The sequence below is a fragment of the Cognataquiflexum aquatile genome (assembly GCF_003316845.1).
Taxonomy (GTDB): Bacteria; Bacteroidota; Bacteroidia; order Cytophagales; family Cyclobacteriaceae; genus Cognataquiflexum; species Cognataquiflexum aquatile.
The window spans coordinates 648,396-662,896 of record NZ_QMIK01000004.1; the positions used below are offsets into that span (position 1 = coordinate 648,396).

The 14,501-nt window shown below is 40.7% G+C and carries 13 protein-coding genes; 8 read left to right on the forward strand and 5 right to left on the reverse strand.

The window, feature by feature from the left end:
- Positions 1-40: 40 nt before the first annotated feature.
- The 8 genes from DQW11_RS14285 (at position 41) to DQW11_RS14320 (ending at position 7,848) form a co-directional block, all read left to right on the forward strand.
- Positions 41-1,132 (forward strand): 6-phosphofructokinase, encoded by a 1,092-nt coding sequence (locus DQW11_RS14285; protein ID WP_113924734.1) that lies wholly within the window; start codon positions 41-43, stop codon positions 1,130-1,132.
- 3 nt (positions 1,133-1,135) lie between these two features.
- On the forward strand, positions 1,136-1,579 hold the full coding sequence (locus tag DQW11_RS14290; protein ID WP_113924735.1) for a DUF1572 family protein: 444 nt from the start codon (positions 1,136-1,138) through the stop codon (positions 1,577-1,579).
- Positions 1,580-1,631: 52 nt separating this feature from the next.
- The gene (locus DQW11_RS14295; protein ID WP_113924736.1) at positions 1,632-2,180 is read left to right on the forward strand and encodes an NADPH-dependent FMN reductase; all 549 of its coding nucleotides are present in this window, start codon (positions 1,632-1,634) and stop codon (positions 2,178-2,180) included.
- A gap of 47 nt (positions 2,181-2,227) precedes the next feature.
- Complete coding sequence (locus tag DQW11_RS14300; protein ID WP_198669903.1) at positions 2,228-2,638, forward strand: nucleotidyltransferase substrate binding protein; 411 nt, start codon at positions 2,228-2,230, stop codon at positions 2,636-2,638.
- The gene (locus tag DQW11_RS22405; RefSeq protein ID WP_198669904.1) at positions 2,631-2,819 is read left to right on the forward strand and encodes a nucleotidyltransferase domain-containing protein; all 189 of its coding nucleotides are present in this window, start codon (positions 2,631-2,633) and stop codon (positions 2,817-2,819) included. Before DQW11_RS14300 ends, DQW11_RS22405 begins: the two co-directional genes overlap by 8 nt.
- Before the next feature lie 21 nt (positions 2,820-2,840).
- Positions 2,841-2,963, forward strand: coding sequence for a hypothetical protein (locus DQW11_RS22545; RefSeq protein WP_262511054.1), 123 nt, complete (start codon positions 2,841-2,843; stop codon positions 2,961-2,963).
- A 121-nt stretch (positions 2,964-3,084) separates the two neighbouring features.
- The gene (locus DQW11_RS14310) at positions 3,085-4,530 is read left to right on the forward strand and encodes a sulfatase family protein (RefSeq protein WP_113924737.1); all 1,446 of its coding nucleotides are present in this window, start codon (positions 3,085-3,087) and stop codon (positions 4,528-4,530) included.
- A 171-nt stretch (positions 4,531-4,701) separates the two neighbouring features.
- On the forward strand, positions 4,702-7,848 hold the full coding sequence (locus DQW11_RS14320; protein WP_113924739.1) for an AsmA-like C-terminal region-containing protein: 3,147 nt from the start codon (positions 4,702-4,704) through the stop codon (positions 7,846-7,848).
- Here the strand turns inward: DQW11_RS14320 and DQW11_RS14325 are convergent.
- The 5 genes from DQW11_RS14325 to DQW11_RS14345 form a co-directional block, all read right to left on the reverse strand.
- On the reverse strand, positions 7,817-8,236 hold the full coding sequence (locus tag DQW11_RS14325; RefSeq protein WP_113924740.1) for a hypothetical protein: 420 nt from the start codon (positions 8,234-8,236) through the stop codon (positions 7,817-7,819). The two genes, DQW11_RS14320 and DQW11_RS14325, sit on opposite strands and share 32 nt — an antisense overlap.
- Before the next feature lie 23 nt (positions 8,237-8,259).
- Positions 8,260-8,592 carry a DUF3291 domain-containing protein gene (locus tag DQW11_RS14330; protein WP_113924741.1) on the reverse strand — a complete coding sequence of 111 codons (333 nt, stop codon included), beginning with the start codon at positions 8,590-8,592 and terminating at the stop codon, positions 8,260-8,262.
- A 28-nt stretch (positions 8,593-8,620) separates the two neighbouring features.
- Entirely contained in the window at positions 8,621-9,802 is a 1,182-nt protein-coding gene (locus tag DQW11_RS14335) for a TolC family protein (RefSeq protein WP_113924742.1), read from the reverse strand.
- Positions 9,799-12,888 (reverse strand): efflux RND transporter permease subunit, encoded by a 3,090-nt coding sequence (locus tag DQW11_RS14340; protein WP_113924743.1) that lies wholly within the window; start codon positions 12,886-12,888, stop codon positions 9,799-9,801. The genes DQW11_RS14335 and DQW11_RS14340 overlap by 4 nt, the downstream gene beginning before the upstream one ends.
- A gap of 67 nt (positions 12,889-12,955) precedes the next feature.
- Entirely contained in the window at positions 12,956-14,452 is a 1,497-nt protein-coding gene (locus DQW11_RS14345; protein WP_232826752.1) for an efflux RND transporter periplasmic adaptor subunit, read from the reverse strand.
- Positions 14,453-14,501 lie beyond the last annotated feature (49 nt).

The following is a 14,501-nucleotide window of genomic DNA, read 5'->3' on the forward strand; positions in this document are numbered from 1 at the left end:
TCGTAAGTTGCATCTGACTTATTAAGCATTTTAATGTATTATGAAAAAACTTTTAATAGCAACCGGAGGAGGAGATTGCCCCGGTTTGAACGCAGTGATCAGAGGAATCTGCAAAAGAGCCAAAAAAGAAAAAGATTGGGAAGTATACGGAAGTAGGGAGGCTTTTAACGGCGTATATTCTGATCCTCCCGAAATAATCAAACTCACAAGAAAGAAAGTTGCAGGCATTCATGTGAAAGGAGGTACCATCCTGAAAACCACCAATAAAGCTGATCCTTTGCATTTTCCTGTCAAAGATGAACACGGTAATATCAAATTTGTGGACAGGACCAAAGTTTTGGCTGACAGGATCAAAGAACTTGGTTTTGATGCTGTCATCAATATCGGGGGAGATGGTTCACAGAAGATTTCGCAAGCACTTTATAACCATGGGCTGAACATTGTTGGCGTTCCGAAAACCATCGACAATGACCTCTCTGCCACAGACATGACCTTTGGTTTTCAGACAGCCGTGCAGATTGCTTCCGATAGTTTGGATAAGTTGGTGACGACAGCGGAAAGCCATCACCGGGTGATGATCATGGAAGTCATGGGAAGAGATGCCGGTTGGATTGCTTTGCATACAGCGATTTCGGGTGGAGCAGAGATTTGTCTGATTCCGGAGATTCCGTATGATATCAAGAAATTGGTGGAGAAAATCCAATCCCGATATGATAAAGGAAGAGGATTTGTCATCATTGTTATTGCCGAAGGGGCCAAAGCAAAAGAAGGAACCATAGTATCACATGCCGGAGATGAAGGTTCCCGACATGTGAGATTGGGAGGTGTAGCCTATCAATTGACCCAACAGCTCAAAGATGCCGGTATCACTGCCGAAATCAGGGAAACAGTATTGGGGCACGTCCAAAGGGGAGGAACTCCTTCAGCATTTGACCGGATTTTGGCTTCCCTGTTTGGTGTAAAAGCTTTTGAAATGGTCGCCAATGATGAATTTGGCAAAATGGTTTCTTTTAAAAACAACGATTTCATTTCTGTACCCTTAGAGGAAGCAACTAAGGATTATAATTTTGTAAGAAAAGACAGTTTTATTGTCAAAGGAGCAAAAGACCTCGGTATTACATTTGGAGATTAGACTATGAAAGACGTATTGATCCAACTGTTTGAAAGGGATTTGAAGAAACTCATATCCGAATTGGAGGCCTACAAGGATGAGGAAAATATCTGGAAGGTCTCAGGGAATATTTCCAATTCCACAGGGACATTGGTGCTTCACCTGGTAGGTAATCTCAAGCATTTTATTGGCGCTGTGATGGGAAATACCGGATATATCAGAAACAGAGAGGCGGAATTTTCATTGAGAAATATACCGAGAGCCAATTTAGTAGAACAGATTTTGGAGACTATTCAGATTATCAATGTTACCGTTTCTAAGTTTGAGGAAGACAATTTTTCTTCCAACTATCCACTTGAGGTTTTTGGTAAACCTATGACTTACGAATATTTCATGATGCACTTACAAGGGCATTTGAATTACCACTTGGGTCAGGTCAATTACCACAGAAGGTTATTGGACAATTGATTGATTTATAGTTTCATAAGTAATTTGTTTTCAGTATTTTAAATTGTTTTTGATGAAAAAGATTGTAATTATTTCAGGGAGTCCCAGGAACGGTTCTATTTCCAATAGAATTGCCGTGAACTTATCAAAAAGGTTGGAAAAGGAGGAAAATCTCCATGTCGATTTGATTGACATGAAAGAATCATTTATGCCACCGATCCAAAAAGTCTGGCAATCAAAGAATGATGTCCCTACTGAATACCTGGATTTGTTTACAATAATGGAAGAGGCAGATGGATTTATAATCGTTTCACCGGAATACAATGGGGGTTATTCCTCTGTGATGAAAAATTTCCTTGACTATTTTTCAAAACCTATTTTTAAGCAAAAAGCTTTTGGAATCGTCACAGGATCAACAGGACTGATGGGAGGGATGCGTGCTGCACAACAGCTTGTCCAATTGTCGGTTGCACTATTTGGGATTGTTTCCCCGACTTTGTTGGTCACACCACAAATGGACAAAAAGTTTGATGAAAAAGGAGAATTATTGGACGCCACATTTGAAAAGCCGATTGAGAGATTTTTGGAAGATTATTTTTGGTTGGTGGAAAGGTTAAAATAAGGAGTGTTAGAAGAATTTGACAAAATTGTGAGTACATAAAATAAAGAATGATGGATAACATGGATATACGGTGGAAGCAGCGGTTTCAAAATTATGAAAAAGCGATGGGTTATTTGGAGCAGGCACTCCAAATTCCAAATCCTGATATTGTTCAAAAAGCCGGTATTATCCAATTTTTTGAGATGAGTTTTGAACTAGCCTGGAATATGGTTAAGGACTATTTAGAGGACCAAGGTTTTGTAGATATCAAATCTCCAAGAGGAGCTTTGAAAAAAGCTTTCGAAATGAATATTTTAGAAAACGGACATGATTGGATGGATTTGTTACAAGATAGAAATCTTACAGCGCACACTTATGATGAACAAAAAGCAACTGAAATGGAGCTCTTGATTCAAAATAAGTATTTCCCTATTTTAAAGGCATTGCAACTTAACTTTAAGCAGAAATCAAATGAGTAAGTTTGGCCTTTTGGAAAGAGACATCGAAGAAATTTTTTCTGTTTTGGAGAAATTTTCCAAAATAGAAAAAGCGATTGTGTTTGGGAGTAGGGCAAAAGGGAATTACAAAAATGGAAGTGATGTGGATATCGCTCTAAAAGGCCGGGATTTGGATTTTGAAACCATTAGTCAAATTAGCTAATTGCTTAATGAAGAAACTCAAATGCCCTATAAATTTGATGTGCTCAACTACCACAGCATCAAAGAACCTGAGCTAAAAAACCATATTGATAGGATTGGGATTGAGTTGTTTGCAGGAAGAGATTTGAAAGCAGTTAGGCTATAAAGTTCCATGATTGGACTTTATGGATTTCTATTTTTTCTTCAACATTCCTGATTTTAATTAATTTCTAGAGAACAAAACTCACATCTTTCTTAATCATTTTACCAGAGACACCTCTTAACCCATGCGGATTTCAGCCATTAAAATCGCTTTTACAATTATTTTGATTGGTTTTGTAAGATTTGCCTGCTTGGCAATCTCCGATTTTAAATTGACGGAATCCGAAAAACCCAATGTCATTTTGATTTTCATTGATGATTTGGGATATGGTGATTTGGGGACTTATGGATCTCCAGATATCGTCACGCCAAATCTTGACCAAATGGCAAAAGAAGGTGTCAAATTCACCAATTTCTATGTGGCCCAGGCTGTTTGTTCCGCTTCGAGAGCGGCTTTGTTGACCGGTACATATTCCAACAGGCTTGGGATACACGGTGCGCTTGACCATACTGCAAAGCATGGTTTGAATCCTGAGGAAACCACCATCGCCGAGATGTTGAAACCTTTGGGATATCAGACAGGGATGTTTGGGAAGTGGCATTTGGGGCATCAACCTGAGTTTTTGCCTAGCAGTCAGGGTTTTGATGAGTATTATGGAATTCCCTACTCCAATGACATGTGGCCCAATCATCCGCAGTCAAAAAATTATTATCCGCCACTTCCTTTGTACAAAAATGACAAAGTAGTGGATACGCTTTTTTCAGACCAAAGTATGTTGACGACAAGGTTTACAGATATGGCTTGCGACTTTATCGGCCGAAATAAGGAGAATCCTTTTTTCCTTTACCTGGCGCATCCGATGCCGCATGTACCGCTTTTTGTGTCTGATAAGTACAAGGGAAAATCTCAAAAAGGGCTTTATGGTGATGTGGTGATGGAGATTGATTGGTCAGTGGGTGAAGTCTTGAAAGCACTGAAAGATAATGGATTGGAGGAAAACACCTTAGTCATCTTTCTTTCAGACAATGGTCCTTGGCTTTCCTATTCGGGACATTCCGGTTCGGCAGGTCCGCTCAAGGAAGGGAAGGGAACTTCTTGGGACGGAGGTGTTAAAATCCCTGCCATCATGAAGTGGAAAGGCCATTTTCCTGCAGGTTTGGTGCAGGAGAATCCTGCGATGAGTATTGATATCTTACCGACCATAGCCCGGATTACCGGAGCGGATTTACCCATGTTACCTATTGATGGAAAAAGCATTTTCCCCATGCTTACCGATGCAAATGCAACCTCACAGCAGGAGGCCTATTTTATTTATTACAACAGAAATCAACTTCAGGCTGTAGTCATGGGAGATTGGAAACTCTATTTCCCCCACAAATACCGCAGCATTGCTCCGGGTCAAGCTTTTAGAAATGATGGTAATCCGATTGATTATTACATGATCGAGATGAAAGAAATGGAACTTTACCATATTCCAAGTGATCCTTCAGAATCCAAGAATGTGGTTGCCCAAAATCCTGAAGTCGTAGCCAAAATGAAAATATTGGCCGAAAAAGCAAGGGAAGATATGGGGGATGCGCTACAAAACCGTGAAGGAAAAAACAACAGACATCCTGGAAAAGTCAACTAGTAGCAATCAATTCAGAAAAATTTATATTTTTGAAGGAATAATAACCAAAGGTCTCAGGCTTATTCACCCGAAAAAGCAATTTTTGGCAATCAATTTAGTATTTATTTTGCCCCGTCAAATCAAAAAAGGAGAATTTGGGGTTGAAATTATTGTTGGCTATAATTATTGAAAATGAATAAACGAATTGTTACAGGCATAATTTTGATAGTTTTTTTGACTTTTGCTGTCATTCCAGTGATGTCGGTTTTTTTGCTTAATCAAAACCAAAAGCAACTGACACAGCATGCAATTGATTCAGTTAATGAAGGATTGAATGGCCTATTGGTTGTGAAGGATTCGCGCATTTCTCCCTTTGCTAATTTCCCATATGTTTCGATCGATCTTCAAAATGTAGTTTTTTATGGGGGGAAGAACCAAGAAGCTGAGGTGATTTTCAGTGTCAATGACTTGTATATAGGGTTTAGTGTTTGGGATATATTGGTCGGGAAGTATAATGTCAAATCTCTCAAGTTGGAAAATGGGTTTTTGGATTTGGAAAAAGATTTAGAGGGAAACATAAATCTCCTTCAAGCTATTGATTTAGATTCCGCGAGCCCAAAAAATGAAAATGAGGAATTGGAGATCAACCTATCGCGGATTTCCTTGGATTCATTTAAAGTAAACTACAGTGACCTCTCCGACCTAAGCGCAGTTAAAATGGACCTTTCCAAAGGTCTTGCTTCAATAAATTTTGCCGACGACCACATCATAGTTGATTTTGACTCAGATATGGTTTTTGATTATCTGATTGGTGGGGAGACCTCTTTTTTTGCAAACAAACATCTTGGAGTTGAAATTGAACTCGATTATGACCAAATCAAAAGTGAGGTATCCATCACCAGGTCCAAATTGGCATTGGAAGATGCTTACCTGACACTTTCAGGCAAAGCCATTCTAGGCGAAGAAACTTTTTTGGATCTGGAAATAGGGGGAGAAAAACCTGACTTCTCCTTGTTGGCTGCATTTTTACCCAATGAAACAGGGGCTGCTTTGAAGAAATATCAAAATGAAGGTGATGTGTACTTCCAAGGAAGTGTCAGTGGGGTAGTGGGAAATGGGAAAGTACCTAAGATCGCATTTGAGTTTGGATGTGACAACGCCTATTTTGTAAATCCCGACAAGAACCGAAAGGTGGATGATCTGAGATTTGCCGGATTTTTTACCAACGGCTCGGAAAGAAGCCTCAAAACATCAGAGTTTCAGTTGTTGAATTTCTACGCAAAACCAGACCAGGGAAAATTTGAAGGAAAATTGGTCATCCGTGATTTTGAGGATCCTTATGTAAAAGTCAACCTCAATGCTGACTTAGATCTTGAATTTTTGAGTCAATTTTTTGAAGTAGATGGCTTAGAAGGATTCAGTGGACAGGTAGTAGTAAACATGGATTTTGATGAAATAATCAACCTGGACAGTGGCGCAGTGGGAATGACAGGGGTCAAAAACAGCCTAGAAAGTGAATTGATTGTCAAAAATCTAAATTTCAAACTACAGGATTATCCTTTGCCTATCAAAAGCGCAAACATCTACGCCTTTATGAGAAACGGAAAACTCCGACTTGAAAATCTCTCTTTCAAAATTGGAGACTCCGACTTTAAACTTTCGGGTTCAATTGATGATTTTCCGGCCTTGGTACATGGTCAAAATAAAGCTATCCGGACAGAACTGAAAGCGATGTCCCGAACAATTGATTTGGGGCAGTTGACTCCGGAGGATACGAGCCTTCAAGAAGTGATTTCAGATTTCAACATTTTACTTTCTTTTGAATCCACAGGAGCTGATTTGCAGAATTTTGAGCATTTGCCTAAAGGCGAGTTTTTCGTTGAAGATTTTTATGCCAAACTCAAAAATTACCCTCATGCTTTTCATGATTTTCATGCGGATATTGTCATAGATGAAGAGATGATGGAGGTCAAGGATTTCTCGGGTGAAATCGATAAAAGCGACTTTCATTTTTCGGGAAAAGTGTTGAATTACGCCAAATGGTTTCAGGAAGTCACAAAAGGTGACAGCAGATTTGAATTTGATTTGGTGTCCAATCATCTCAATATCAGCGATCTTCTAACCTATAACGGGGTTAATTATTTGCCCAAGGATTACCAAAAGGAAGAAATTGACAAATTGAATCTGAAAGGTAGCCTTGACCTCCATTATGATGGCCAATTCAAATCAGCAGATTTTTACCTTACGGATTTGGATGGAAAATTTAAAGTCCACCCTTTGCGGCTTCATGATTTCAAAGGAAGGGTACATTATGAAAATGACTACCTGACGATGGAAGATTTTGGTGGTAGAATGGGTGAATCCGATTTTAACTTCAAATTAGGTTACTTCCTCGGAGAACCTGATTCATTACATGTTAAGACCAATTATTTTTCCTTTGAATCCAATGCGCTGGACCTAGATGAATTAATGGCTTTTGAAGGGATCGATGTAGACACCAACCATCAAGAGGCATTTAATGTATTCGATTTGCCCTTTTCCGAAATGTCCTTTGAAGCTAAAATCGGTAAATTGAATTACCATAATTTTTGGTTGGAAGATTTTCATGCAGTAGCAAGAACTACCAAAAACCACTATATCCATTTGGATACACTTTCGCTGCATGCAGCAGACGGGACCTTGGCTATAAAAGGCTACTTTAATGGAAGTGATCCTGAACATATCTATTTTCACAGTACCATGGAGGCCGAAAAACTTGATCTGGACAAATTGCTGTTCAAGTTTGAAAACTTTGGCCAAGATTATCTGATCAATGAAAACTTGCATGGCAAAGTCAGTGGCACCATCAAGAGTAAATTTATGGTGTATCCTGATCTGACGCCCATCATTGACAAGTCTGAGGCTGATATGGACCTGACCGTCTATCAGGGGAGCCTTGTAAATTTTGCACCTCTCAGTGCCATGTCGTCCTATTTTTCTGACAAAAACCTCAACAATGTCAGGTTTGATACCTTGAAAAATACTTTTGAATTGAAGGAAGGAATCCTATCAATTCCCCTCATGAATATCAATTCCAGTCTTGGATTCATTGAATTGTCCGGTAAACAAAGTCTGGATATGAACATGGATTATTTTATCAGAATTCCATTGGGATTGGTCACTTCCGTTGGATTCAAGTCCTTATTTGCAGGCAAAAGCAAAGATGAAATTAACCCGGAACAGGAAGATTCCATTGTCTACCGGGATGGCAATAAGCGGGTGAGGTTTGTGAATATTAACATGAAGGGCACTCCTGACGACTACAAAGTTAGCTTGGCGAAGGATAAGAAGTTAAAATAGCCAATCTCCAGCAGAAAATAGCCAAAATTAAGGTCACCGGGGTTGCAAAGAATTTTTCAAAGTCATTGTTTGCAAACAGATTTCCAACTGTATTAAGGGCAAAAACAGCCATCAGGATATAGAACAACACCTTGAGAATTATGGGTTTGATTTTCCAATTCAAATAACCTGCGGAAATCCCTACAGCTCCCATTACTAAAAGTGTGACCAAAATGGAGATAGATTCAAAAACAACCATTTGTTCCCTGTTTTCCAACCTCCCTCCCCAAGTATTTTCAAATGGGATTATACCGGAAAGAATTAAAAAATGGAATACCAATGTAGCTGATGTAATCAGCAGGATTCCATTTGCGGCTATAGCAGGCGATATAATTTTGGTCAATTGCATAGAATCAATTTTGGTGTTAACACTTAAAATTTGAGAGGTTTTACGTCTTCAAGCAACTTCTTGGCTACTTTCCAATCCGGAAATCGATCAGCATCGATGGTTAAGGTCCGGATTTCTTTTGCCAATTTTCCACTTTCTCTCATTGCTTTCAGGTGAGCACCGCTTTTGGAGAAATCTTTCAGGCTTTTTTCATCCGGCCAAAGGGTCATGGTGTAGTGTTTAGTCCAAAACCCTGTTTTTTTCATCCCTAAGCTATTACTGCTCTTGACTTGAAGCGTAATTGCCAAGGCGGAATTGGCCAATCTGAAAAACAAAAATGCGTTTTTTAGCTCAAGTGAAGTTATCGTGAGTTTCATAAATGTTGATCATTTTCAAAGTTTCAAATCAAAGCCTGAATTTTAGGATCTCTGCAACCGTGACGTGGTATTCAAATTCTGTTTGAAGGTAATTGTTGTATGCCATGTAATAATAATTGCTTTCCAAAAAATATTCGATGGTAGAGATATGTCCTACGGCCAAAGCTTTGTCCAGGTATTCCTTGCTGTTGAGCGCTGAAAGGACATTTTGGTATTCATTCAAAGTAACAGAAAGTTTTTGGTACTTTTCATAAAGCTGGCGAGAGGAAGAATATTTGTCATTTTGAAATTGCAGGACTTTGAGGCCTGAAGTGGAGAGTTCGGCTTCGCTTTGTCTGACTTTGTATTTGTTTTCCCAAAGTGGGATGGTCGTACCGAAGTGAAATCCATTGAACCTTTGCCCCAAAATAGCTTGGTGGCGGAAGCCCGCTTCAAGTTTTGGCAGCGCGAGGGATTTGGATAGTTCCAATTGCTTCTGAGCCGAGGCGATGTCCATTTCGACGAATTTCAATGTCGGATCCTTCGACTGGATTTCACCAAACAATTCTTCAAAATCCCCAATTGGATCCAATACAGGGTATTCTGTGGATTTGAATGTCAATTCCTCACCGCCATTGAGTCCGGTCAATCGCTGAGTCAGTTGGTTGACTTGGGAAAGGTTAAGCTGGAAATCTTTGTTGATCTCAATAAGTTGAAGCCTAGCCTTATTGACATCGAGGATATTGCCTTCACCGGTACTCAACCTTTTTTCGAAGCTTGCCAATAGACTTTCTGTAAAAGCTTTCCTTTCCTGAAGTTGAATGTGAAGTTTGTTTCTATAAATCAATTCTATGCAGGTGCTTTTCGCCTCAAAGAGGATTTCTTGCCTGCCGGCATTGTATTGAAAATCTGATTGGGAAACCCTTCCTTCTGAAAGTTGCTTTCTTTTACTGTATGAGGTAGGAAAATCAAAAGCTTGATTGACCAAAAAGTCCCTCTGATTTCCGGCACTTAAAGGAAATCCATACATAAAATCATATTCCACATTGGGATTGTAGAGAGGATTGTTGGACTTGAAACCCAGTTTTTGTGCCTCGGTGTTTTGGGCATTGGCCTGCAGGGTTTTATTGTTTTTCTCAATTTCCACCAAGATATCTTCCATACTGACTTGTGCCCAAACAGGAAAGGCAACAAATATAGACAGCAGGATTGAACAGATTATATTTTTCATTTTATCTCAGATTTTGATTTGGATAAATAGTACACCATCGGCACGATGATGAGGTTTAGTAGCGTCGATGTGGTCAATCCCCCTAAAATGACTTTTGCCATCGGACTTTGGATTTCATTTCCCGGAAGGTCACTCGCCATCGCCAAAGGAATCAATGCCAAGCCTGCGGTGATAGCCGTCATCAAAATGGGACTCAGTCTGTCTTTAGAGCCTTGGATCACTGTTTGGTAAAGGTCCAACCCTTCTTGTCTCAAAGTTTCATAGTGTGAGACCAACAAAATGCCGTTTCGGGTAGCAATACCAAACAAAGTGATGAACCCGATGATGGCGGGAATACTTAGAATTCCATTGGTAAAATAGATACTCATTATTCCTCCGATCAGTGCCAAGGGTAAGTTGATGAGGATGATAGCGGCTATTTTTCCGTTTTTGAATTCTTGAAAAAGGATCAGAAAAATCACTAAAATGGAAAACAAGGAGGCGATCAATAGGGTAGAAGATGCTTCTTCCTCAGCTTCAAATTGACCGCCGAGTTCGACATGGTAGCCTTCCGGCAATTTGATATTGTCATTGATTCTTTGACGCACTTCATCCACCACGGATTTTTGGTCTCTCCCGGCCACATTTGCAGATACAACGGTTTTCCTTTGGACATTTTCCCTGTTGATGGTATTCGGCCCGCTGGCTGATACAATGTCAGCCACGTAATGAAGCGGTATTTTTTCTCCGGTATGGGTATCAATCTGGGTGTTGAGGATATCTTCCATTTTCTCCCGGCTTTCCGGATCAAACCGCACAATCAGGTCGAAGGAACGGTTTTCTTCATAGATATCAGAAACTTTTTCTCCTGATAATCCGACATCCACAAATTCATTGAACTGCCCGATGGTAATCCCATAATGGCTCAGCATCTCCCTTTTGGCTTTGAGCTGGATTTGGGGGATTTCGATCTGCGGTTCCACGCTGAGGTCCACCAATCCTTCGATATCCTGTATTTCATTTTTGATCTGATGGCCAAGCGAATTCATCCTGTTGAGGTCCGAGCCGAATATTTTGATGGCGATGTTTGCACGCGTACCAGAAAGCATGTGGTCAATCCTATGTGAAATAGGTTGGCCAATGGTGATGTTTGCTTCCTTGATGACTGAAAGTTTATCTCTTAAGTCTGCCAAAAACTCTGCTCTTGTTCTTTCACCAAGCTCAAATGGAACTTCAATTTCAGAGGAATTGACCCCTTGGGCATGTTCATCCAATTCGGATCTGCCTGTTCTGCGGGTGGTAGAGATTACCTCCGGAACAGTCAACAGAGCATCTTCCACCCTTTTTCCGATTTTGTTACTTTCCTCCAGAGATATACCTGGCAAAGTTACTGCAGCAATTGTCAATGCACCTTCATTGAATTCCGGTAAAAAACTTCTTCCCAATTGGGTGGATGCTAAGATCGCTAATAGCAACATGGCGAGTGCTGATCCGATAAATGCCTTTTTCCACTTCATGGCAAACTCCAAAAAAGTAACATAGGACAATTGAAGTTTGGTTACAAGCCAACTTTCCTTTTCCTGTTTTTCGAGCCTTTCTTCGTTGGTCAGCATGTAGCTGCAAAGCACCGGGGTCAATGTGATGGCAATAATGAGGGAAGCAAAAAGAGCCACGATAAAGGCAATGCCAAGCGGTGCCAAAAGCTTTCCTTCCATTCCTGATAGAAAAAAGAGCGGAATAAATGCCACAATGATGATAAACGTAGCATTTATGATGGATTGGCGGATTTCAAAGGAGCCATTGAATATCACCTCAAGCTGATTGGTTCTTTCTGCCTTTGGTTTTTTGGCATTTTCCTTCAGCCTTTTCAAAACGTTTTCTACATCAATGATGGCATCGTCAACCAAATCTCCGATCGCGATCGCCATCCCTCCCAAACTCATGGTATTGATCGTAAAACCAAGCCATTTTAGAGTAAGTATAGCAACCAGCAAGGAAATCGGAATCGCCAAAAGGGAAATGACCGTTGCCCTCCAATTCATCAAAAACAAAAAGAGAACGATCACCACAAAGGCACTACCTTCCATCAGCGTTCTTTGGATATTACTGATGGAAGCGTTGATAAAATCGGCCTGCCTAAAGGCATTTGTATTGAAAATGATGTCTGCAGGAAGGGATTTTTGGAGGTCAGATACTGCCTCGTCGATTTTATTGGTCAGGTTTAGGGTATTGATGTTAGGTTGCTTAGAGACTGCTAACACAATGGATGGCTTGCCGTTGCTGGAAGCATCTCCGATTTTTGGTGCCGCTCCGATTTTGATTTCTGCGACATCTTCGATCCTAATGATCTGTCCGTTTGATTTTTTAATGATGGATCGCCCGATTTCCCCTACCTCATTGGTCCGGCCTATTCCTTTGATGATGTATTCGTTGCCGTATTCATTCAAAAATCCTCCCGAAGAGTTGCCGTTTGATTCCCCCGCAGCAGCAATAAGTTCCGAAAGAGAGACACCATGAAAATTCATCCTTTGGGGATTGGCCTGTATTTGGTATTGCTTAAAATCTCCGCCATAGACGATTACCTGAGCGACACCACCTGTAGCCAATAACCTTGGACGGATAATCCAATCAGCGATGGTCCGCAAGTCCATCATGGAAGTGCTGTCCGCGGTCAAAGCGACAAACATGATTTCACCCATGATGGAGGACTGAGGTGCCATGGTTGGAGAACCGACTCCCATTGGCAGCTTGTCTGAGATGGTGGCTAATTTTTCATTCACTACCTGCCTCGCAAGGTAAATATCCGTATCCCATTCGAATTCAACCCAAACTATAGAGAAGCCTCCTGAAGAAGCACTTCGGACACGCCTTACATTACTTGCACCGTTGACGGATGTTTCTATGGGAAAGGTGACAAGACGCTCTACTTCTTCCGGGGCCATGCCGTGGGCTTCAGTCAAGACCACCACAGTTGGGGCTGTCAGGTCAGGAAAAACATCCACTTCCATATTGAACGCTATGTATGTTCCAAAAAGTGACAACAAGCCAAAGCCGATAATGACCAAAAGGCGGTTGTTAAGTGAAAATTTTAAAATTCTGTTGAGCATGTTTTTCGTGATGTATTATTTTGAAAATCAGTAGAGTAAGGTCCTATCCCTACAAAACAACTCAAGGTCAATGGGAGTGGCCATGCTCAGGAATCGCTCCTGAAGCACTAGCCAATTTGATGGCATAAGCTCCTTTGGTGACGACTCTTTCCCCTTCTTTCACCCCTGAAAGTACCTGCACATATTTTCCGTCATTGCCCCCCAATTTGATTTCTCTTTTCTCAAAAGTTTCTCCTCCCGTTTGTACAAAAACAAAGAAATTTCCGAGCTCTTCCATCAAGGCAGAGGAGGGAATCACCAAAGCATCCGGTATTTGTGAGGATTTTAAGTAAACCTCCGCTACAGACCCCGGGATGATATTTCCAATGTTGTCGATTTCAAAAGTGATAGGAATATAAGCTGCATTTTCAGTAGTGCTTTTTCCATAGGATATTACCTTACCGTTCAATTCCTCTATATTATATATTTTTTCCTCGCTGACAATTCTGAAATTGGCTGAGGTGATGGATGGCAGCTTCTGAAAATATCTTTGGGAAACATTGGCCTGAAGCATTACTTTTTTGTTTTTGCTCACCAAGGCCAAAGGCATGCCCGGTTCTACAAATTGGCCTTCTGAAACCAAAAGGTTTTTTAAAAATCCTGAGGAATTGGCCGTTACTTTTTGACCCGTGGAAGAATAGTTTTTGGCAACCGCCTGAAAGCTAGCTTGTGTACTTTCATAGGCAAGCTTTGTCTGTAAAAAGTCTTTTTCAGAGATAATTTTATCCTGAACCAAAATTGAAGCCCTTTCAAACTCCGCTTTGGCCAATTCGTATTTGGCTTTGGTCTCTTTATAATAAACCTCAGTGTTGCCTTGGGAAAGGTTTCCTCCGGAAATCGTGAACAATAAGTCTCCTACATTCAATTTGGATCCAATCACTGTTTTATTACTGGAAAACAAGACGGCACCACTCGAATTTGCAGTAATCACTGTTTCATCACCGGGAGCTGCAACGACTTGGCCACTGGTTTTCAGGATTTCCCTGAAAGGCATTGTCTGGACAGGTTCATTAGCAAATTCAATGTTCCAGGCCTGAGGTTTCAAATAAGTGATTTCCTCACCGGTTTCAGAACCTTTTTGACTTCTGACTACAGCTACTAAATCGGGGAAAACCTCGATGTTTTCAAACACAAATTGTTCAGAACCCTGACCGGATTGGACATCAAAGGTGAGTTTTCCTGCACCAGTTGATTCCGGGGTGATTTCAACTTCATAGATGCCTGTGCTTGCTTGGCTATTGACCTCAGCCAAAATGCTTTTTCCTTTCACAGTCAGGGTAGCCTTGATTTTTCCATCCTGAATCGGCTGGAATTTTTCCCCAAGACTGGTCAGGTGAACCATCATAGTGGTTGGTTTTCCGGCTATCAGGTAAGGAAAGTCTACAAAAAGCTCGATTTTATCTGAGTAGGAAGTCAATGCCACGGGTGGGATGGATTCTTCCTCGTCATGGCTATGGTCATGGGCCTCATTGCAACTGAAAGCAAGAACCAATAGCCAAGCCAAAAGGGTATTTGCCTTTTTCATGGTAATTCAATTAATGTTTTTAAATAGGGGAAGGTGTGACAATAAGCAT

Excerpts from the sequence above, each read along its gene's own strand:
- DQW11_RS14285 (WP_113924734.1), top strand. The coding sequence starts at position 41 with ATGAAAAAACTTTTAATAGCAACCGGAGGAGGAGATTGCCCCGGTTTG.
- DQW11_RS14290 (WP_113924735.1), top strand. The coding sequence starts at position 1,136 with ATGAAAGACGTATTGATCCAACTGTTTGAAAGGGATTTGAAGAAACTC.
- DQW11_RS14295 (WP_113924736.1), top strand. The coding sequence starts at position 1,632 with ATGAAAAAGATTGTAATTATTTCAGGGAGTCCCAGGAACGGTTCTATT.
- DQW11_RS14300 (WP_198669903.1), top strand. The coding sequence starts at position 2,228 with ATGATGGATAACATGGATATACGGTGGAAGCAGCGGTTTCAAAATTAT.
- DQW11_RS22405 (WP_198669904.1), top strand. The coding sequence starts at position 2,631 with ATGAGTAAGTTTGGCCTTTTGGAAAGAGACATCGAAGAAATTTTTTCT.
- DQW11_RS22545 (WP_262511054.1), top strand. The coding sequence starts at position 2,841 with ATGCCCTATAAATTTGATGTGCTCAACTACCACAGCATCAAAGAACCT.
- DQW11_RS14310 (WP_113924737.1), top strand. The coding sequence starts at position 3,085 with ATGCGGATTTCAGCCATTAAAATCGCTTTTACAATTATTTTGATTGGT.
- DQW11_RS14320 (WP_113924739.1), top strand. The coding sequence starts at position 4,702 with ATGAATAAACGAATTGTTACAGGCATAATTTTGATAGTTTTTTTGACT.
- DQW11_RS14325 (WP_113924740.1), bottom strand. The coding sequence starts at position 8,236 with ATGCAATTGACCAAAATTATATCGCCTGCTATAGCCGCAAATGGAATC.
- DQW11_RS14330 (WP_113924741.1), bottom strand. The coding sequence starts at position 8,592 with ATGAAACTCACGATAACTTCACTTGAGCTAAAAAACGCATTTTTGTTT.
- DQW11_RS14335 (WP_113924742.1), bottom strand. The coding sequence starts at position 9,802 with ATGAAAAATATAATCTGTTCAATCCTGCTGTCTATATTTGTTGCCTTT.
- DQW11_RS14340 (WP_113924743.1), bottom strand. The coding sequence starts at position 12,888 with ATGCTCAACAGAATTTTAAAATTTTCACTTAACAACCGCCTTTTGGTC.
- DQW11_RS14345 (WP_232826752.1), bottom strand. The coding sequence starts at position 14,452 with ATGAAAAAGGCAAATACCCTTTTGGCTTGGCTATTGGTTCTTGCTTTC.